The organism is Pseudomonas sp. MC6, from assembly GCF_054790575.1.
In genome coordinates, this window is sequence record NZ_CP186504.1 from 795167 (window position 1) to 814426 (window position 19260).

The 19260-nt window shown below is 57.4% G+C and carries 22 protein-coding genes and 4 tRNA genes; 16 read left to right on the forward strand and 10 right to left on the reverse strand.

Annotation, left to right across the window (positions count from 1 at the left end; all coding sequences use genetic code 11):
- Positions 1 to 177 precede the first annotated feature (177 nt).
- Positions 178 to 1509, reverse strand: a complete 1332-nt coding sequence (gene trhP, locus ACOYXE_RS03680) for a prephenate-dependent tRNA uridine(34) hydroxylase TrhP (RefSeq protein WP_460927779.1) — start codon at positions 1507 to 1509, stop codon at positions 178 to 180.
- 155 nt (positions 1510 to 1664) lie between these two features.
- Between trhP and ACOYXE_RS03685 the strand changes: the two genes are divergently transcribed.
- The gene (locus ACOYXE_RS03685) at positions 1665 to 2726 is read left to right on the forward strand and encodes an AI-2E family transporter (RefSeq protein WP_160058699.1); all 1062 of its coding nucleotides are present in this window, start codon (positions 1665 to 1667) and stop codon (positions 2724 to 2726) included.
- On the opposite strand, the gene ACOYXE_RS03690 is transcribed toward ACOYXE_RS03685, so the two are convergent.
- The 3 genes from ACOYXE_RS03690 to ACOYXE_RS03700 form a co-directional block, all read right to left on the reverse strand.
- Positions 2723 to 2905: a hypothetical protein gene (locus ACOYXE_RS03690; RefSeq protein WP_123450964.1), complete on the reverse strand. Its 183-nt coding sequence runs from the start codon at positions 2903 to 2905 to the stop codon at positions 2723 to 2725. The genes ACOYXE_RS03685 and ACOYXE_RS03690 overlap by 4 nt on opposite strands.
- 98 nt (positions 2906 to 3003) lie before the next feature.
- A complete protein-coding gene (locus ACOYXE_RS03695; protein ID WP_016984641.1) occupies positions 3004 to 3198 on the reverse strand; it encodes a hypothetical protein in 195 nt (64 codons plus the stop codon).
- A 230-nt stretch (positions 3199 to 3428) separates the two neighbouring features.
- Positions 3429 to 3788: a hypothetical protein gene (locus ACOYXE_RS03700; RefSeq protein ID WP_007917357.1), complete on the reverse strand. Its 360-nt coding sequence runs from the start codon at positions 3786 to 3788 to the stop codon at positions 3429 to 3431.
- Between the two features lie 256 nt (positions 3789 to 4044).
- Here ACOYXE_RS03700 and ACOYXE_RS03705 point away from each other — a divergent pair, with 256 nt between their 5' ends.
- A complete protein-coding gene (locus ACOYXE_RS03705; RefSeq protein WP_405123279.1) occupies positions 4045 to 4863 on the forward strand; it encodes a shikimate 5-dehydrogenase in 819 nt (272 codons plus the stop codon).
- A gap of 222 nt (positions 4864 to 5085) precedes the next feature.
- Complete coding sequence (locus tag ACOYXE_RS03710) at positions 5086 to 5604, forward strand: cupin domain-containing protein (protein ID WP_460927783.1); 519 nt, start codon at positions 5086 to 5088, stop codon at positions 5602 to 5604.
- Between the two features lie 135 nt (positions 5605 to 5739).
- Here ACOYXE_RS03710 and ACOYXE_RS03715 read toward each other — a convergent pair whose 3' ends face one another.
- Complete coding sequence (locus ACOYXE_RS03715) at positions 5740 to 6387, reverse strand: YceH family protein (protein ID WP_160058696.1); 648 nt, start codon at positions 6385 to 6387, stop codon at positions 5740 to 5742.
- Between the two features lie 125 nt (positions 6388 to 6512).
- Here ACOYXE_RS03715 and ACOYXE_RS03720 point away from each other — a divergent pair, with 125 nt between their 5' ends.
- A complete protein-coding gene (locus ACOYXE_RS03720) occupies positions 6513 to 7022 on the forward strand; it encodes a DUF1993 domain-containing protein (protein WP_034154670.1) in 510 nt (169 codons plus the stop codon).
- Between the two features lie 241 nt (positions 7023 to 7263).
- Here the strand turns inward: ACOYXE_RS03720 and sstT are convergent, their stop codons facing one another.
- Positions 7264 to 8496: a serine/threonine transporter SstT gene (gene sstT, locus ACOYXE_RS03725; protein WP_160058695.1), complete on the reverse strand. Its 1233-nt coding sequence runs from the start codon at positions 8494 to 8496 to the stop codon at positions 7264 to 7266.
- A 338-nt stretch (positions 8497 to 8834) separates the two neighbouring features.
- Between sstT and ACOYXE_RS03730 the strand changes: the two genes are divergently transcribed.
- The gene (locus ACOYXE_RS03730; protein ID WP_460927786.1) at positions 8835 to 9998 is read left to right on the forward strand and encodes an MFS transporter; all 1164 of its coding nucleotides are present in this window, start codon (positions 8835 to 8837) and stop codon (positions 9996 to 9998) included.
- On the opposite strand, the gene nhaR is transcribed toward ACOYXE_RS03730, so the two are convergent.
- Positions 9993 to 10892 (reverse strand): transcriptional activator NhaR, encoded by a 900-nt coding sequence (gene nhaR / locus ACOYXE_RS03735; RefSeq protein WP_160058694.1) that lies wholly within the window; start codon positions 10890 to 10892, stop codon positions 9993 to 9995. The two genes, ACOYXE_RS03730 and nhaR, sit on opposite strands and share 6 nt — an antisense overlap.
- A gap of 133 nt (positions 10893 to 11025) precedes the next feature.
- On the opposite strand from nhaR, the gene ACOYXE_RS03740 reads away from it, so the two are divergent.
- Positions 11026 to 11268: a hypothetical protein gene (locus ACOYXE_RS03740; protein WP_122597351.1), complete on the forward strand. Its 243-nt coding sequence runs from the start codon at positions 11026 to 11028 to the stop codon at positions 11266 to 11268.
- A 29-nt stretch (positions 11269 to 11297) separates the two neighbouring features.
- Positions 11298 to 12047, forward strand: a complete 750-nt coding sequence (locus ACOYXE_RS03745) for a TerC family protein (protein WP_016986876.1) — start codon at positions 11298 to 11300, stop codon at positions 12045 to 12047.
- A gap of 254 nt (positions 12048 to 12301) precedes the next feature.
- Here ACOYXE_RS03745 and ACOYXE_RS03750 read toward each other — a convergent pair whose 3' ends face one another.
- On the reverse strand, positions 12302 to 12478 hold the full coding sequence (locus ACOYXE_RS03750; protein WP_460927789.1) for a hypothetical protein: 177 nt from the start codon (positions 12476 to 12478) through the stop codon (positions 12302 to 12304).
- 234 nt (positions 12479 to 12712) lie between these two features.
- Between ACOYXE_RS03750 and ACOYXE_RS03755 the strand changes: the two genes are divergently transcribed.
- From ACOYXE_RS03755 to ACOYXE_RS03765, 3 genes are all read left to right on the forward strand, one after another.
- Positions 12713 to 13384 carry a peptidase C39 family protein gene (locus ACOYXE_RS03755; protein WP_460927791.1) on the forward strand — a complete coding sequence of 224 codons (672 nt, stop codon included), beginning with the start codon at positions 12713 to 12715 and terminating at the stop codon, positions 13382 to 13384.
- Positions 13385 to 13474: 90 nt separating this feature from the next.
- Positions 13475 to 13681, forward strand: a complete 207-nt coding sequence (locus ACOYXE_RS03760) for a DUF6021 family protein (RefSeq protein ID WP_077573693.1) — start codon at positions 13475 to 13477, stop codon at positions 13679 to 13681.
- A gap of 12 nt (positions 13682 to 13693) precedes the next feature.
- Positions 13694 to 13900, forward strand: a complete 207-nt coding sequence (locus ACOYXE_RS03765; RefSeq protein WP_460927793.1) for a hypothetical protein — start codon at positions 13694 to 13696, stop codon at positions 13898 to 13900.
- 53 nt (positions 13901 to 13953) lie between these two features.
- On the opposite strand, the gene pbpG is transcribed toward ACOYXE_RS03765, so the two are convergent.
- Positions 13954 to 14892 (reverse strand): D-alanyl-D-alanine endopeptidase, encoded by a 939-nt coding sequence (gene pbpG / locus ACOYXE_RS03770; protein ID WP_150693856.1) that lies wholly within the window; start codon positions 14890 to 14892, stop codon positions 13954 to 13956.
- Between the two features lie 230 nt (positions 14893 to 15122).
- Positions 15123 to 15977, reverse strand: coding sequence for a bifunctional methylenetetrahydrofolate dehydrogenase/methenyltetrahydrofolate cyclohydrolase FolD (folD, locus tag ACOYXE_RS03775; RefSeq protein WP_038362797.1), 855 nt, complete (start codon positions 15975 to 15977; stop codon positions 15123 to 15125).
- Positions 15978 to 16252: 275 nt separating this feature from the next.
- Here folD and ACOYXE_RS03780 point away from each other — a divergent pair.
- The 6 genes from ACOYXE_RS03780 to clpP all read left to right on the forward strand — a co-directional run bounded on the left by ACOYXE_RS03780 (position 16253) and on the right by clpP (position 19171).
- Positions 16253 to 16329: transfer RNA gene (locus tag ACOYXE_RS03780), tRNA-Arg, on the forward strand.
- A 32-nt stretch (positions 16330 to 16361) separates the two neighbouring features.
- Positions 16362 to 16437: transfer RNA gene (locus ACOYXE_RS03785), tRNA-His, on the forward strand.
- 56 nt (positions 16438 to 16493) lie between these two features.
- Positions 16494 to 16578, forward strand: a tRNA-Leu gene (locus ACOYXE_RS03790).
- Between the two features lie 77 nt (positions 16579 to 16655).
- Positions 16656 to 16731, forward strand: a tRNA-His gene (locus ACOYXE_RS03795).
- 400 nt (positions 16732 to 17131) lie between these two features.
- Positions 17132 to 18442 (forward strand): trigger factor, encoded by a 1311-nt coding sequence (tig, locus tag ACOYXE_RS03800; protein WP_460927796.1) that lies wholly within the window; start codon positions 17132 to 17134, stop codon positions 18440 to 18442.
- A 93-nt stretch (positions 18443 to 18535) separates the two neighbouring features.
- The gene (clpP, locus tag ACOYXE_RS03805; protein WP_007951559.1) at positions 18536 to 19171 is read left to right on the forward strand and encodes an ATP-dependent Clp endopeptidase proteolytic subunit ClpP; all 636 of its coding nucleotides are present in this window, start codon (positions 18536 to 18538) and stop codon (positions 19169 to 19171) included.
- Positions 19172 to 19260: the final 89 nt, after the last annotated feature.

Consider the following 19260-nt stretch of genomic DNA (forward strand, 5'->3'; position numbering starts at 1 on the left):
ATTATGGATTCAGCCAAGCTGTACGACCGAGTCGATTATGGATTCAGCCAAGTCCAGTGTGCTTGATCGGAAGAGTTGATTATGGATTCGGCGCAGTACGTTCAGGTCGGTGGATCTCTCCAATATCCCCCAATCAGTCCCCTCTCCCTCTGGGAGAGGGCTAGGGTGAGGGGCTTCTCAGGCACCCCGCAGATCCCGCATCAACAACCCAAACCGCAAATCCACCCTCTCCGGAATCGGCACATAAACCGTATGCCCATCCCCCGGCGCCACCTCGATCGCCTCACCCTTGAGGCTCTGCAACTCATGCAAATCAAAATGAAAATTGCCTGCGGGCGTCATCAATTCCAGATGATCACCCAGTGCAAAGCGATTCTTCACCTTGACCTCAGCCAGCCGATCCCGTCGCTCCCCCGTCAGCTCACCCACGAACTGCTGACGCTCCGAAACCGAGCTGCCATTCTGATAATTCTGATACTCGTCATGCACATGCCGACGCAGAAAACCCTCGGTGTAGCCACGCTGCGCCAGTGACTCCAAGTCCGTCATCAGGCTGCGATCAAACTCACGCCCGGCCACAGCATCATCTATCGCCCTTCGATACACCTGCGTGGTGCGTGCGCAATAGAAGTGCGATTTGGTTCGGCCCTCGATCTTCAATGAATGCACGCCCATGCGCGTCAGGCGCTCGACGTGTTGCACCGCGCGCAGGTCCTTGGCGTTCATGATGTAGGTGCCGTGCTCGTCTTCGAAAGCGGGCATCAATTCATCGGGGCGGTTGGCTTCCTGTAACAGGAACACCTGATCGGTCGGCGCGCCGAGGCCCAGGGTCGGCTCGGGCTGAAAGGTCTGAACGATTTCGCCTAGCTGATTTTCCGTGGCCTCTTGCGCCGAGTATTTCCAGCGACAGGCGTTGGTGCAGGTGCCCTGATTGGCATCGCGCTTGTTCATATAGCCCGAGAGCAGACAGCGCCCGGAATAGGCCATGCACAGCGCGCCGTGAACGAACACTTCCAGCTCCATGTCCGGCACCTGTTCGCGGATCTCGCCGATTTCTTCCAGCGACAATTCCCGCGACAGGATGATCCGGCTCACACCCTGCTGCTGCCAGAACTCGACACTCGCCCAGTTCACCGTATTGGCCTGCACCGAGAGGTGAATCGGCATCTGCGGAAAGTGCCGACGCACCAGCATGATCAGCCCCGGGTCGGACATGATCAGCGCATCCGGCGCCATCCCGATGACCGGCGCCAGATCCTTGAGGAAAGTCTTCAGCTTGGCGTTGTGCGGCGCGATGTTGACCACCACGTAGAAGCGCTTGCCCTTTGCCTGGGCCTCACCAATGCCCAGCGCGAGGTTGGCGTGATCGAACTCGTTGTTGCGCACCCGCAGGCTATAACGCGGCTGGCCCGCGTAGACCGCATCGGCGCCATAGGCGAAGGCGTAGCGCATGTTTTTCAGGGTACCGGCGGGGGCGAGCAATTCGGGTGCGGTGAGGATCAAGGTCATGGCGGTGTCGGTCGCAAAAGCGCGGCAAGGTAAGTCAGATGCGGCGAGGGTTTGTTGATCTGGATCTATGCTCCATGAATAAAGATGGCACTCGTGCACGCCGCGGCTGACTAAGGAGCGGGGCGTGCATGACGCCTGACTGACATGGACCGGACATGAACGAAAAGAGTCTTCAATTCAAATCCCTGACCGTGCTGCTGGTGCTGGTCACGGTGGCCTTCATCTGGATCCTGTTGCCGTTCTACGGTGCGGTGTTCTGGGCGGTGATCCTTGGCATCCTGTTTGCGCCGATGCAACGCAAGTTGCAGGCGAAATTCGGCTGGCAACGCAACCTGACCTCGCTGTGCACGTTGAGCATCTGTCTGGTCATCGCGATTCTGCCGGTGATCATCGTCAGCGTGTTGCTGGTGCAGGAAGGGGCGACGGTTTACAAGAATATCGAAAGTGGTGAGCTGGACATTGCCGCGTACCTGGCGCAGTTCAAGCACAGCTTGCCGCCGTACTTTCAGCACTTGCTTGACCGCTTCGGCATGGGCGAACTCAATGGCCTGCGCGAGAAAATCGTCAAATCGGCAATGCAGGGCAGCCAGGTGCTGGCCAGCCAGGCATTCAGTTTTGGTCAGGGCACATTCGAATTCGTGGTGAGTTTTTTCATCATGCTGTATTTGCTGTTTTTCTTTCTGCGTGACGGCGCCGAACTGGCGCGCAAGGTGCGCACTGCCGTGCCACTGGAGGAAGGTCACAAGCGGCGCTTGCAGTTGAAGTTCAACCGCGTGGTACGGGCGACGGTGAAGGGCAATCTCGTAGTCGCGGTGACTCAAGGCGCGCTGGGCGGAGCGATTTTCTGGTTTCTCGACATCCCCAGCGCATTGCTGTGGGCGGTCTTGATGGGGTTTCTGTCGTTGCTGCCAGCGGTCGGCGCGGGGATCGTCTGGGCGCCGGTGGCGGTGTATTTCCTGCTCAGCGGGATGATCTGGCAAGGCGTGGTGCTGGGCCTGTTCGGGGTATTTGTGATTGGGCTGGTGGACAACGTGCTACGGCCGATTCTGGTGGGCAAGGACACCAAAATGCCCGATTACCTGATTCTGATCTCGACCCTGGGTGGTCTGGCGGTATTCGGTCTGAATGGCTTTGTGATCGGGCCGCTGATCGCCGCGCTGTTCATGTCGAGTTGGGCGCTGTTCGCCGAGACCAAGCCCAAGGTGCAACTGCCTTAAGCGTGAAAAGGCTCGCTGACGAGTTTTTGCGACAGTGCCTGCGCGGCGGGCAATGAGGTCAGCGGGCCGCTGATGGCTTCGCCGTCGCGCATCAGATACCAGCAGGCGAGCAAGCCCGATGCCCTGAGCGAGGCGGGAACAGCGCTACCGATAACGGACATGATTTGAACCTGAGCCATGACGAGTACCTCCATCTAACAATGGAGCTACCTTAGAGATTCGTCGCTTCTACGGACAATCAACGCTTTCGATAGTGGTCATTGATGCCATTGAGGCTTCAGTCGACCACTTGATCGAGCATGTGCATGACTTCGCGTTCGTTGAGCAAACCTTTGTGCACCAGATTCTCCGCCAGCAGCGAAAGAAACTTGGCGCAGCGATGGCCTTCCAGGTGCTTGAGTTCGGTCAGCGCGCTGTACACCTTGCTGGAGGTGCACAGACCGACAATGCGGTGCGGGTTTTGTGTTGGCATACAGTCGTCCTTGTTGTTATCAACCTGTTGTTTACGGACGGATTCAGATTGCGGTTCCGTCATGACAAATAAATGACCGTTTTATGGAAAAGTACATTACTGTCAATCAATCATGCCGACTTTAGCCGGTGAAACTGTCCTCACAGCGACCTTGGCGAGATTTTTTCAGACGTTGGCCGACCAACGGTCATAAAAAAGCCCCGCTATAAAAGCGGGGCTCTGTGTTTCGGTTACCAGCGTGGGCCACCGTAGTAGCCATGTGGCCGGCCGTAATAACCGCGAGGCGGGCCGTAGTAGACGGGGGCCTGTTGAATGTAAACCGGTTGCTGCACATACACCGGTGCCGGCTGGTAGTAGACCGGTGGTGGCGGCTGCTGCACGTAGACCGGTTGCGGCTGAACATAAACCGGCTGTTGTTGCACATACACCGGCCGATCCTGATTGATCAGTGCCGAGCCGATGATGGCCGAGCCGACGATCGCGCCAAACACCGCAGGGCCTTGCCAGCCGTGGCCACCACCGGCTTCTGCCTGACCTGTGACAGCGAGTGCGCCAATCAACAAGGCCAGAATGGGGAGTTTACGAATCATGATAAGTCCTCGGTTCTTCGACCCGGCGGCAGGGCCTGCACCAGGCCCACAGTTGTCGCGGGGATACTTCTAAGACAGCGAAATTCTGAAAATCAGCACAGCCGCTGGGTAAATTTTGTGTAAGGTCTGTACCGGCTTCTTTACCGGGCCGTGCAAGGGCCACAGAACACGTTTAAAACAGGCCTCTATGATCGTTCAGAACCCGATGGGCTGGCTAATCCCGTCTATCCGAAAGTGCGTTTGAAGGAGAAGTTTCATGCAGATGAACCCGAACAAAGACACCCAGCTGTGCATGTCCCTGTCAGGGCGGCCAGGCAATTTCGGTCTGCGTTTTCATAACCATTTGTATGAGCAGTTGGGCCTGAATTTCTACTACAAGGCGTTCAGCAGCCAGGACCTGACCGGCGCAGTCGGCGGCATTCGCGCCTTGGGCATTCGTGGTTGCGGCGTGTCGATGCCGTTCAAGGAAGCGTGCATTGCGCTGGTCGATGAACTGGATGCGTCGGCGGCGGCGATCCAGTCGATCAACACCATCGTCAACACCAACGGCCATCTCAAGGCTTACAACACCGATTACATTGCCATCGAGCAGTTGCTGAAAACCCACGCGGTGCCCAAGGAGTCGACCTTCGCCCTGCGTGGCAGCGGCGGCATGGCCAAAGCGGTGGCTAGCGCCTTGCGCGATGGCGGTTATAAAAACGGTTCGATCGTCGCCCGTAACGAGCGCGCCGGGCGTGCATTGGCGGATTCGCTGGGTTATCGCTGGCAGGCGGAACTGGGCGAGGAGCGCCCGCAGATGCTGATCAATGTGACGCCGGTGGGTATGGACGGGGGGCCGGAGGCGGGGCAGTTGGCGTTTGCGCCTGAAGTTATTGCAGCGGCCGAGACGGTTTTTGATGTGGTGGCGATTCCGTCGGAAACTCCGCTGATCGTGCGCGCTCGGGCCGAAGGTAAAAAGGTGATTACCGGGCTGGAAGTCATCGCGATCCAGGCGCTGGAGCAGTTTGTGCTGTACACAGGCGTTCGGCCGAATGAAGAGCAATTTGCGGCGGCGGTAGCGTTTGCCCGGAGCTGATTCTTTGTTTTTGCGTTGATCTGGCGGGCCTCTTCGCGAGCAAGCTCGCTCCCACAGTTGAATTTTTGTCATACACAGATTGTGTGTTCGCTGTAGATTCCCTGTGGGAGCGAGCCTGCTCGCGAAGGATGCGACGCGGTTTCACGCCGGCCATCAATGCCTATACTGCCTCCCCAGCAAGCACAGACTTGCCCACCACAAAAACCGTGACCGAGGCTCCCCATGCACCCACCTATTCTCAACCTGCATCAGGTCGAACTCGAACCCCTGCCCGAAGCCCTGGCCCCGGAAGGCGAAACCGCCGGGCGCTATCAGCAGCGCATGGCCCGTATCGGCCAGCAATTGGGATCGCAAAAACTCGGTTATCGCCTATATGCGCTACCACCGGGCATGCGTGGCAGCCCGTTTCACAGCCATCGGGTCAATGAGGAGATGTTCTACGTGGTGGCCGGGGAGGGCGAGGTGCGTCTTGGCGCCGAGCGTTTTCCGATTCGCCAAGGTGATGTGATCGCCTGTCCGCCGGGTGGACCGGAGCAGGCGCATCAGATCATCAATACCAGCTCGGACGAATTGCGATATCTGGCCGTGAGTACACAGCAGCAGCCGGAAATTTGCGAATACCCGGATTCGAACAAGTACGCGGTGATGGATAACTTTCAGGTGGATGCCGAAGGTAATACTTCAGGCTTTGTCGCTGTGGCGCGGCAGAAGGATGGCGTTGATTACTGGGATGGTGAATAACCCCAGGATCTGAAACCTGATGAATAACCCCTGTGGGAGCGAGCTTGCTCGCGAATAGGCCGTGTCAGTTACATCATCGTTGGATGACACACCGCATTCGCGAGCAAGCTCGCTCCCACAATAAAACGGTGGTGGCTATTCCAGACGGGCCAGGCGTTCTTCCAGTGCCGCGATCCGCGCCTCCAGCTCTTCGATGCGTTCAACCGAAACGCCACTGCTTGCACCGCGATCCGAAGGATTCTGCCGCGCCGCCATGATCACCTCGATATCCGCCGGATCACCCAGCGCATGGGTGTAACGATCTTCACGTTGCCCGGCCTGGCGCGGAATCAACACGGCCAACCCCCGCGCAATCAAACGCTCAAGCTGATGCACCACCTGCTCGGTGTCTTCAAATTCATGCATGCGCCCACTGCGGGTCAGCAGTTCATTGATGGTTTGCGGGCCGCGCAGAAACATCAATCCGCTGAGAATCACTTGCGCCGGCACCAGCTCCAGCGCCTTGTCGACCTTGTGCTCCCAGCGGTCGGCGCGACTGCCCATCACCAGCTTGGCGAAACCGCGACCTTCGAGCGCGCGCAAACTCTGGCCGACCTGACCCTGAGTCAGGTTCATCACCGGTTCGCGGCTGGTTTTCTGATTGCACGCCGTGACCAGTGCATTTAGGGTCAGCGGATAGGTTTCCGGGCTGGTCGCCTGTTTCTCGATCAACGAGCCGAGGATGCGGATTTCCGCGGCGTTGAGCCGTGGCTCGTCGAAGGTGGATTCTGGTTCTGTGGTCATCGCGCGTTCCCTCTGCAGTCGAAGGCGCCTAGCCTAATCCTTGCCAAACAAAAGGCAAGCCGTGTGGTCATCAAGCATGGCTATAATCGCCTCCTTGTTCCACCCAGCCACCACACGAGACTGCCATGACCATTTCCCTGTACGCCGCATCCGTCCCGGTTTTTCAACAAATGCTCAACGCTTTGAGCGATGTACTGAAAAAGGCTGAAGCCCACGCCACCGAAAAAAACATCGACCCGAACGCGTTCCTGCAGGCTCGTCTGTACCCGGACATGTTCCCGCTGACCCGTCAGGTACAGATCGCCGTGGACTTCGCCAAAGGCGTTTCCTCGCGTCTGGCTGAAGTCGAAGTGCCGAAGTACGACGATACCGAAACCACCTTCGCCGAGCTGCAAGCCCTGATTGCCAAGGTGCTGGCCTACATTGGCGAGATCAAGCCAGAGCAGATCGATGGCAAGGAAGGCATCGAAATCGTTACTCGTCCGGGCACCCCAAAGGAAAAACGCTTCAGCGGTCAGGCTTACCTGCTGACTTACGGTCTGCCGCAGTTCTTCTTCCACGTCACCACCACTTATGCGTTGCTGCGTCATAACGGTGTTGAAGTGGGCAAGCGTGATTACATGGGCGCGTTCTAAAAAGTCAAAGCCCTCACCCTAGCCCTCTCCCAGAGGGAGAGGGGACTGACCGCGTTGTTGGTTCGGGATACGCTGACCTGATCTATCGAGTCGAACTCAAGACTTGAAGGCGACGAAGATCGGCTCCCTTTCCCCCTCGCCCCCCTTGGGGGGAGAGGGTTGGGGTGAGGGGGGAAAGATCTCAGCCACAAAAAAGCCCGCCCGGGTTCACACCTCGGCGGGCTTTTCATTGCAGCAATTGTTACGCAGTGCGCTGGGCTTTTGCTTCTTCCCCCAGGCACGCCGCTGCGGTAAACAACACATCAGTCGACGAGTTCAGCGCCGTCTCTGCCGAATCCTGCAGCACCCCAATAATGAAACCGACCGCCACCACCTGCATGGCAATCTCGCTCGGAATGCCAAACAGGCTGCACGCCAACGGAATCAACAGCAACGAACCACCGGCCACACCCGAAGCGCCACAGGCACAAATCGCGGCGACAACGCTGAGCAGAATCGCGGTAGGAATGTCCACGGCAATACCCAATGTGTGCACGGCAGCCAGCGTCAATACGGTAATGGTGATCGCCGCACCGGCCATGTTGATGGTCGCGCCCAGCGGGATCGACACCGAATAGGTGTCTTCATGCAGACCCAGGCGTTTGCTCAACTCCAGATTCACCGGAATATTCGCTGCCGAACTGCGGGTGAAGAACGCGGTGATGCCGCTTTCACGCAGGCACTTGAGGGTCAGCGGGTACGGGTTGCGACGCAGCTTCCAGAACACGATCAGCGGGTTCATCACCAGCGCCACGAACAGCATGCAACCGAGCAGCACGGCCAGCAGGTGCGCATAACCGATCAGCGCGCCGAAGCCCGAAGTCGCCAGCGTCGAAGCGACCAGACCGAAAATACCCAGCGGTGCAAAGCGAATCACCACACGCACGATCAAGGTCACGCCGTTGGACAGATCACCGAGCACTTCGCGGGTGGTGTCGCCAGCATGGCGAATCGCGACGCCCATGCCGATTGCCCACGCCAGAATGCCAATGAAGTTGGCGTTGATGAGTGCATTCACCGGGTTATCCACGACGCTCAGCAACAGGCTCTGCAACACTTCGGCAATGCCACCTGGCGCGGTCACCGCGACGTTATCGGTGGACAGCACCAGATGCGACGGGAACGCCATGCTCGCGACCACGGCCACCACTGCTGCGGCGAAGGTGCCCAGCAGATAGAGGAACAGAATCGGGCGGATGTGGGTTTCCTGGCCGTGTTTGTGGTTGGCAATGGAAGCCATCACCAGCACGAACACCAGGATCGGTGCGACAGCTTTCAACGCCGACACGAACACTTTGCCGATGAACGCGGTGTCTTTTGCCAGTTGCGGGGCAAACATCGCCAAGGCAATACCGGCGATCAGGCCGATGAGGATCTGTGTGACCAGGCTCAGGTTCTTGAGGCGGTGCAGTAGAGAAGGGGATGAAGCAGTCATAGCGGCATCTCTGATTTTTTATAGGGTGCAGGGGTTGCGTGATAGCGATGGCAAAACGGGGGCAGACCACCGCCACGCACCGAAAGTGTTGAGGCGACATCAACGCCATTAAACCGGCCGCTGAACAGGTTGTACGTTTTTCAGGGCGCGGACTTTATCACAGCGTAGGCCTTATCCTTCAGGCCTGTGACGATCTGCCACCGGAGTTGTCGGCAAGATAGACAGGTTTGGGCAAGTCAGCCCGGACACACTCTGTTAAGATTGCGCATCCTTATTTTCAAATTTCGCCAGCGGGCCTCCGGGTCAACGCTGGTGTCGTCGTTTTGCTGGAGTTGCGCATGCTGTTGCCCATTCTTCTGTTGTCCGCCGCCGGGTTCACGGTGCTGACCACGGAATTCGTCATCGTCGGCCTGTTGCCGGCGATTGCCCGAGACCTTGAAGTCACCATCCCACAGGCCGGGTTGCTGGTGACGCTGTTCGCTTTTACCGTGGCCATGTTCGGGCCTTTCCTGACCGCATATTTCGCCCGCTTCGAGCGGCGCAAGCTGTTTATCAGCATCCTGATCATGTTTGGTCTGGCCAATACCGTGGCGGCGCTGGCGCCAAACATCTGGGTGATGGCGATTGCCCGGTTGATCCCGGCGCTCGGTCTGCCGGTGTTCTGGGCTTTGGCCAGTGAAACGGCAGTGGACATCGTCGGTCCGGATTTCGCCGGCCGCGCGATCGCCAAAATCGGTTTCGGCATTGTCTGTGCGACGGTGTTTGGCATCCCGGTCGGCACGCTGATTTCTGACGCTTTCGGCTGGCGCAGTGCCTTTGGCATTCTGGCGGTCATCGCTTTTGCCAAAGCCTTGCTGCTATTTGTTTACCTGCCGAAAACCAGTCTGCACCAGCATCAGGTCAGCTTCCGCTCGCAGTTCAAGATCCTGCGCAGCCCGTTGATGATCGGTCATATCGTCCTGTCGATCCTGGTGTTCAGCGGCATGTTTACCGCTTACACGTATCTGGCCGACATTCTTGAGCGCCTCGCCGGATTCAACGGCACTGTGGTGGGTTGGTGCCTGATGGCCTTCGGTACGGTCGGGCTGATCGGCAACTCGCTGGGCGGTCGTGCGGTGGACCGCCATCCGCTGGGGGCGTCGGTGTTGTTCTGTGCGTTCATGATTGCCGGCATGGTCTCGCTGGTACCGAATATTCACTCACCGCTGGGGCTGGCAGTGGCGATGGGGATCTGGGGCATTACCCAGGCTGCGTTGTTCCTGGTCAGCCACGTGCGGCTGATGAAAGCCGCGCCCGAAGCGCCGGCGTTTGCCGCCTCGTTGAACATCGCTGGGGCCAATCTGGGCATCGGTCTGGGCGCTATCGTCGGAGGCCGGGTCATCGACAGCGCGGGTCTGGGCTTCCTCGGTTTTGCCGCCGCCGGATTCATCTTGCTCTCGGTGTTCCTCGCCATGGTGCTGATGACGCTCAAGCCGCGCGAAATGTGCGCCGAGGCCTCATAACGCGGTAAACAGCTCGCGTCGGGCACCTTCGGTAATCGCAACGATGCCGGGGTGCTTGACCTTGCGCTCCACCGAAATGGCATAGAACGACTCGGTCACCGCATCGGTCTGACCAATCAGCTCGACGCCGTACTGGCGCCTCACTTCATCGGCAATCACGCTCGGGCCAATAAAAATCCCGCTGCCGGATTGGCCGAAGGCCTGCATCAACGCACTGTCATCAAACTCGCCGACGATTTGCGGCTGAATCTGCTGTTCGGCAAACCAGCGCTGCAAGCGACTGCGTACCACGGTTTCCGCGCCGGGAATCAATAGTGGCGCGCCGTGCAGGCTGCGCGGGAAATCCTGACCGTATCTGGCTGCCAGTTCCGGGGTGGCGAAGAAACTGATCCCGCATTCGCCGAGCTTCTGGCTGTAGCCTTTGATGTCGAGGTGCGAGGGCATCGGGCTGTCGGAGATCACCAGGTCCAGACGCTGGATGGCCAGATCGGCGAGCAACCGTTCCAGTTTGTCTTCGCGGCAGGTGATGCGCAGCGGTTCATTCAGCTCCATGGTCGGCGCGATCAGGCGATAGACGATGGATTTCGGCACTACGTCGGCGACGCCGACGCGGAACAGGATCTGCTGTTCATTGGGTTGTGCGCGCAGCATCAGTTCCAGTTCGCCGCCGAGCTGGAACATCTGCTCGGCGTAGGGTAGGGCTTGTCGGCCAGCCTCGGTCAATTCCAGTTGCCGGCCGACTCGTCTGAATAACTCGATGCCATACGTCTGTTCGAGCAGAGAAATCTGCCCGCTGATGGTTTGTGGGGTCAGATTCAGTTGCTCGCAGGCGCGCACGATGCTGCCGGTCTTGGCTACGACCCAGAAGTAATGCAGTTGTCGGTAATTGAGCATGACGGTCTACAGTTCGTGAAAACCGAAGTATAGCCGCTAAAAATACGAATTTTCCTGAAGTGTTGATCTCCCTAGAATGCCCAGCCATCGACGGCCGGTCTGTGAGCCTGTCTGTTCATTCGAAGGAAACCTTATGAAATACACAATCCCAGCATTGATGTTTACGTCTTTACTGCTTTTGGCCGGTTGCGATCAGGCCGAGAAAAGCGCCCAGCAATTGATGGGCAAAGCGGCCGAAAGCGCCAAGCAAGCTATCGACGACACGCACAAGGCCGCCGAACAAGCCCTGAGTGATGCCACTGGCGGACTGATCGAGAAAAAAGAAACACCGGAAAAAGACGCGGAACAATCCGAATCTTCCTCCAAGACCATCTAATTCGTCTTACACAGAGTCAGGACTGACCCATGGAATATCTGTTACAGCTCGCCGCCAGCCCCACCGCTTGGGTTGCTTTGGCCACATTGGTGGTGATGGAAATCGTGCTCGGCATCGATAACCTGATCTTTATCTCGATCCTGACCAACAAGCTGCCTAAGCAATATCAGCAGAAGGCGCGCCGCATCGGTATCGGCATGGCGTTGATCCTGCGTCTAGCGCTGTTGAGCACCATCGCCTTCATCGTGCAACTGACTGCGCCGGTGATCGAAATCCTGGGTCAGGCGTTCTCCTGGAAGGACATGATCCTGATTGCCGGTGGTCTGTTCCTGGTCTGGAAAGCCACGACCGAGATCCATCACAGCATGGATCCGGCACCGGAAGATCCAAAGTCGGCGACCTCGACGGTTACCCTCGGTTTTGCCGCTGCCATTGGCCAGATCCTGATGCTCGACATGGTGTTCTCGATCGACAGCATCATTACCGCGGTCGGCATGACTGAACACTTGCCGATCATGATCATCGCGGTGGTGGTGTCGGTACTGGTGATGCTGTTCGCTGCTGAGCCGCTCGCCAAGTTCATCAACGACAACCCGACTGTGGTGATGCTGGCCCTGGGCTTCCTGATCATGATCGGTATGACCTTGATCGCTGAAGGCTTTGGCGCCCACGTACCGAAAGGTTATGTGTATGCGGCGATGGCGTTCTCGGCTTCGATTGAAGTCCTGAACATGATGTCGCGTCGGGCGAAGCAGAAGAAGCTGGCTGAGCAGGTGTAACCGCCAGTAAGCCAAAAAGGCCGCTTGAAGTGAGTTCAGGCGGCCTTTTTTCATTTCGGGTTTTCTATATCCGGTAAAACCAGCCCCTCACCCCAGCCCTCTCCCGAGGGAGAGGGAGCCGATCTGTGTAGTTTTCGAACCTGAGTTCGGCTCGATATTTCAGGTCGGCGTAACTCGAAAAGACAACCTGATCAGTCCCCTCTCCCTCTGGGAGAGGGCTAGGGTGAGGGGCTTTTCGCTTTTGACGTTAAGCCTCAATGCGAATGCGCAGTCGCGTGGCGTATCCGGTGCTCCTCGGCTTTCTCAACCGCAGCAGGCTGCACCGAATGGTGATGGTGGCGCCGCGAAATCCGCAGCACCCCCCACAACATGGCGGCAGCCACGGCCAGCCAGCCGGCAATCAACATCACAATAGTCATGGTCAGGCTCATCAGTGCCTCCTCTTCGCCCTGCATCGGGCGCCCACTTTTTCAATTCGCTCTGTTTCAGTGACAGTCTAGACAATGGGGTGTTTCAGGCTATTGACCAAAGGTCGCTGGTGACCAATCAGTTTGCTCTATGCAATTGATGGGTCTGCCGCTTAAGGCTATACCGCAGCCTGGCGCGGCCCTATGATCGCAGGCGTTGCCGGAACACGATGACCGGCGTCTGAACAGAGAGTAACGATGGTGCAGGTATTTTCTCGAATTCGTGTGGCGCTGCTGGTGGCCGGGTGCGCGGCCATGTTGGCCGGGTGTGCAGGCAGTGTCGCGCCTGAGGTCAAGCGTCTGCCGGAGCGGGTCGAACTCAGCGGCACGTTCTATCGCGGAGAAGCCAACCAGAGCGGACCGCAAGTACTGGCCAGCCTGCTTTCGCAGCAGGGCATCGTGATCACCCCGGGCTTGCTGGAAAAACCACTGCATCTGCCGGGTGCCGAAGACAAATTGCAGCAGAACCTGCAGAACCTTGCTCGCGAGTACGGCATGGTGGTTTATCCGCTGGACAGCAACCTGCCAGCGCTGTTGACCCAAGTGGCGGCGGGTTATCCGGTGATGGTGCGGTTCAGCGAGGGTTCGGCATTCTGGATCGAGCCGCGTTACGCGATCCTGTCCGGTTATGACCGCAACAAACAGAAGGTTCTGCTGCGCGCCGGCATGAACCGCCGCGAATTGATGAGTTTCAGTTCCTTTGAGTCGGCGCTGGAAAAGTCTGGTGGCTGGGCCGTGCTGATTCAGAAACCGTCGCAGATTCCTGCTGCCGTCGACCGGCAACGCTGGCTCAATGCGGCCGATGAACTGGCCCAGGCCGGTCAGGAAAACGAAGCGGCGCAGGCGAAGAAAGCGCTGGCCGCCCACTGAGTCTCCGTTCGTCATTTGCCGGGCACGACTTCGCCCGGCACGCCTCTTACCTTTATAGCCCGTCGTTTGCGGGTGAATCAGGAGGCGAACATGACAGATCCCCAATCCCCGAAAGGCCCACATTCTTCCGAGCACTCTTCGGGTCATGATCTGGGCTTTGATCCGGATTCGCCGGATCTTGATGATCCGCAAGTCGATCCCGTCGGCCCTGCGAAAGCCCCCAAAGACGTGAAGCCCGGCGAAGACGACAAGCAACCGGCCAAGCCGTATGACCCGTTAGCCAATCTGAAACCTTGATGTGAGGTGCGTATGAGTACCGATTCAAGCTTCGATAACCAAAAACCGGACAGCGTACCTACGACGGCGGAGCCAGAGGTTGATCCGGTGCTGGACCCGGACAGCCCGCTGCGTGACCCGATGGCTCGGCCTAATGTGCTGACACCCGAGCCTGCACGGGATCCGAGTGCAGGCGATGGCATTCCCGATGACGACAAGATGCCGCTGCCCAATGACTGATCCGCAGATGAAAAAAAGCCCCCAGGATTCGGGGCTTTTTCTTGTGCGACGGGTTACTTGGAGGCTTCAACCACGCCGCTCTGGCGCGACTTGAGGTTTTTCTCGGCCTTGTATTGCTGAGCCACTGCAGGAACGTTGGCACTCCTGCCAGTTTCCACCCAGCTGCGAATACGGCTGGCATCGGCAAAGTGGGTGTACTTGCCGAACGCGTCGAGAATCACCAAAGCAACCGGGCGATTGCCCATTTTCGTCACCAGCACCAGGCAATGCCCGGCGGGGTTGGTGAAGCCGGTTTTGGTGATCTTGATGTCCCAGTCGGCTTTATTGACCAAGTGATCGGTATTACGGAAACCCAGGGTGTAGTTGGGTTTGCGGAACGACACGGTCTTTTCCTTGGTGGTGGTGAGTTCGCTGAGAAGCGGATACTTATGCGCGGCCACCAGCAGCTTGCTCAGGTCGCGGGCGGTGGAAACGTTACGCTCCGAGAGGCCTGTCGGCTCGACGAAGTGCGTGCTGGTCATGCCCAGCGCTTTGGCCTTGGCGTTCATCGCCGCGATAAAGGCTGCGTAGCCACCCGGATAGTGATGCGCGAGGCTGGCGGCGGCGCGGTTTTCCGAGGACATCAGGGCGATCAGCAGCATCTCGCGGCGCGGCAGCTCACTTTTCAGTTTGACTCGGGAGAACACACCGCGCATTTCCGGTGTGTTACTGATATCGACATTGATCCATTCGTCCATGTTCTGCCGGGCTTCAACCACTACCAGTCCGGTCATCAACTTGCTGACAGAAGCGATCGGCACGATCACGTCAGGGTTGCTGGAGTAGATGACTTTGTTGGTCTGCATATCCATGAGCAGGGCGCTGCCGGAGGCGATCTTCAGGCTCGAAGCGTCACGTGGGGCAGCGGTGGTTTCCGCAGCGTTGATCGTTGGCGTGATGAAAGTGCCTGAAACTGCAAAAAACAGGCTCAGAATCGAAAGACGAATTTTCACGCGGGCGAACTCATAAAAGTTGGATATTCCGTTAGTTTGTAACGGGTTATTTCTTCAAAGCGTCGCATTCTAGGAGTATGGCTGAAGATCTGTCGATGGTTGTTTGAGTGACCTGAAAATCTCGTGAAAAGGCCTGTAAAAAGAGGGGTTTCCGGCGAACGGTTACAGTTTTTTCTCAGGCATGAAAAAACCCGCGCAAGGCGGGTTTTTCTTATTGCTGAAAGTACCGATCAGGCGTGCAGGGTTTCCGCCGCATACAGGGTGTTTTCCAGCAGGCAAGCGCGGGTCATCGGACCGACGCCACCCGGCACTGGAGTGATCCAGCCGGCGCGGGGCAGGGCGGTTTCATAAACAACGTCACCGACCAGTTTGCCGTCGTCCTGACGGTTGATACCGACGTCGATCACGATCGCGCCTTCCTTGATCCACTCGCCTTTGACCAGACCCGGCTTGCCGGCGGCCACCACCACCAGATCGGCACGACCGACATGGCCGGCCAGATCCTTGGTGAAGCGGTGAGTCACGGTCACGGTGCAACCGGCCAGCAGCAGTTCCATCGCCATCGGGCGACCGACGATGTTGGAGGCGCCGACAACCACTGCGTCCATACCGTAAAGATCAGCGCCAGTGCTTTCCAGCAGCGTCATGATGCCTTTGGGGGTGCATGGACGCAGTAGCGGAATGCGCTGGGCCAGGCGGCCGACGTTATAAGGGTGGAAACCGTCGACATCTTTGTCCGGGCGGATACGCTCCAGCAGTTTGGAGGCGTCCAGATGCTCGGGCAACGGCAGTTGAAGCAGGATGCCGTCGATTGCAGGGTCGTCGTTGAGGCGATCGATCAGATCGGTCAGCGCGTCTTGCGTGGTGTCGGAGGGCAGGTCGTAGGCTTGAGAGAGGAAGCCAACCTCTTCACAGTCTTTACGCTTGTGCGAGACATAAACCTGAGAGGCAGGATCGCTGCCGACCAGGATCACCGCGAGGCCGGGAGTGCGCAGGCCTTGCTGGCGACGCTCGGCAACTCGTTGGGCGATCTGCTGGCGCAGGCTGGCGGCGATCGATTTGCCGTCGATTAGTTGTGCAGTCATTGCGCGTGATTAACCATCGAGAGGGGAAAAAATGAGAACGCATTCTCGCATGTCGAGCGGTGAGGGCAAAGGCGCTTGGTCAGCAAATTCCTCTAACTCCTTTAATTAAATGAATTTTTTTCAAAAAGGATTTGACGACCTTTGGAGCGCTCTATACTATTCGTCGCACTTGTCGGGCACAGCCTAGCACTGGTTAAGAAGGTGAAGCGGAATCAAGGTTCTGCAACACTGGAAAGCACTTAGTTTGTAGTCCTTTAAGAGTACAGATTAATAAGGCGCCCGTAGCTCAGCTGGATAGAGCATCCGCCTTCTAAGCGGATGGTCGCAGGTTCGAGTCCTGCCGGGTGCGCCATTAGGCAGCTTTGGCACAAGTAACGCGATATGGTGGGCGTAGCTCAGTTGGTAGAGCACGGGATTGTGACTCCCGTTGTCGTGGGTTCGATCCCCATCGTCCACCCCATATTTCGAAAGGCGCCAGATGTAACAGTCTGGCGCCTTTGCTTTAAAGCTTCACCTGCGGATGTGGTGGAATTGGTAGACACACTGGATTTAGGTTCCAGCGCCGCGAGGCGTAAGAGTTCGAGTCTCTTCATCCGCACCAATTAAAGCTTCATTCATGTCTTCGGGCTGGTGAGGTTTCAACAAAGAAGTTGTTTGGCTTTTTTGTTACGCAATATGGTGGGCGTAGCTCAGTTGGTAGAGCACGGGATTGTGACTCCCGTTGTCGTGGGTTCGATCCCCATCGTCCACCCCATATTTCGAAAGGCGCCAGATTTAACAGTCTGGCGCCTTTTTTGTTTTGCGGTTTTGAATACCGGCATGGCCGGTTTCCGGACGCAGGAGTAGGGCGCTTCGTCGTATTTATGTTGCTCGATGATGCTGCACTGCTCGCCGGGCTTGCTTGCAAGAACGGCCGTCAGGGAGTGATTGGCAGTCTCTTCTATATATAGAAGCGGTTGGCGCAGAGCCCTGGCGTGATTGGTTGTATTCGCCTGTGGGGCGCGCTGCATTGGTGTAGCGGCCCCGATAAAATGCCTGCTGTTTTTTTACCCGTTTTCAGTAGGGTGACTTCTTGAGTTTGACCCACTAGAATGCATGCCCTTGATTCTGGGGTCGGAAACGGCCGGCTAACGTCTGTGCAACGAGGAATATCCATGCAAGTTTCTGTTGAAAATACTACTGCTCTCGAGCGCCGCATGAGCGTCACCGTGCCGGCTGAGCGCATCGAGACTCAGGTCAACAAGCGTCTGCAGCAGACCGCCCAAAAGGCCAAGATTGCTGGCTTCCGTCCAGGCAAAGTGCCAATGAGCGAAATCAAGCGCCGTTTCGGTGCTGATGCTCGTCAGGAAGCTGTAGGCGACGTGATCCAGTCCTCCTTCTACGAAGCTGTGGTTGAGCAGAAGCTGAACCCGGCTGGTTCGCCTTCGATCGAGCCTAAGTCGCTCGAAGCTGGCAAAGACCTGGAATATGTTGCCGTATTCGAAGTGTTCCCTGAGTTCACCGTTGCCGGTTTCGACGGCATCACCGTTGAGCGCCTGAGCGCTGACGTGGCTGACGCTGACCTGGATAAAATGCTCGACATCCTGCGCAAGCAGAACACCCGTTTTGAAGTGGCCGATCGCGCTGCCCAGAACGAAGACCAACTGAACATCGATTTCGTTGGCAAGGTTGACGGCGAAGTATTCGCTGGCGGCTCCGCCAAAGGCACTCAGCTGGTACTGGGTTCCGGCCGCATGATCCCGGGCTTCGAAGAAGGCCTGGTTGGCGCTAAAGCCGGTGAAGAGCGCGTTCTGAACCTGACCTTCCCAGAGGACTATCAGAACCTGGACCTGGCTGGCAAAACCGCTGAGTTCACCGTGACCGTCAACACTGTTTCCGAGCCTAAGCTGCCAGAGCTGAACGAAGAGTTCTTCGCTCAATTCGGTATCAAGGAAAGCGGCATCGACGGTTTCCGCACCGAAGTTCGCAAGAACATGGAGCGTGAACTGCGTCAGGCGATCAAATCCAAGGTCAAGAATCAGGTAATGGACGGTCTGCTGGCCACCAACCCGATCGAAGTGCCTAAGGCTCTGCTGGCCAACGAAGTTGACCGTCTGCGCGTGCAGGCTGTTCAACAGTTTGGCGGCAACATCAAGCCTGATCAACTGCCGGCCGAGCTGTTCGAAGAGCAAGCCAAGCGCCGCGTTGTGCTGGGTCTGATCGTTGCTGAAGTGGTCAAGCAATTCGACCTGAAGCCTGACGAAGCTCGCGTTCGCGAAATGATTCAGGAAATGGCTTCGGCTTATCAAGAGCCTGAGCAGGTTGTGTCGTGGTACTACAAAAACGAGCAGCAACTGAACGAAGTGCGTTCGGTTGTGCTGGAAGAACAAGTTGTGGATACTGTTCTGCAGAAAGCTAGTGTGACCGACAAAGCGGTCTCTTACGAAGAAGCAGTCAAGCCGGTAGAAGCACCAACAGCCGACTGATTGATTTTGCGTTAAGAAGTACACACCATAAGCCAGCTCTCGAGCTGGCTTATGCGTATTCAAGACATAACTATTTGGGAGCGACTGCAGAGCATGTTCCGTAATTCTTATATTCAGCAGAACTCTGATATCCAGGCCGCCGGCGGCCTGGTCCCGATGGTTGTCGAGCAATCTGCTCGTGGCGAACGCGCCTATGACATCTATTCGCGCCTGCTCAAGGAGCGAGTGATCTTTCTGGTTGGTCCGGTAGAGGACTACATGGCCAACCTGATCTGCGCGCAACTGCTGTTCCTTGAAGCGGAAAACCCGGACAAGGACATCCATCTCTATATCAACTCTCCGGGCGGTTCGGTGACTGCAGGCATGTCGATCTACGACACCATGCAGTTCATCAAGCCGAACGTGTCGACCACCTGCATCGGCCAGGCCTGCAGCATGGGTGCATTCCTGCTGACCGCAGGTGCCCCGGGCAAGCGTTTCTGCCTGCCGAACTCGCGCGTGATGATTCACCAGCCACTGGGCGGTTTTCAGGGTCAGGCGTCGGACATCGAAATCCACGCCAAGGAAATCCTCTTCATTCGCGAGCGTCTGAACACGCTGATGGCCAAGCACAGCGGGCGTACTCTGGAAGAAATCGAGCGCGATACCAATCGCGACAACTTCATGAGTGCAGAAGCTGCGAAGGAATATGGCCTGATCGACGAAGTGATCAACCAGCGCCCAGCTTAAAATAAGCAGCTCAAAATAGGCTTGGTCGGCTTGTCTGATCAGCGGCGGGCTTGAAAAAGCCCGCAATAGCCTTCATCTTGTGTTGCAAG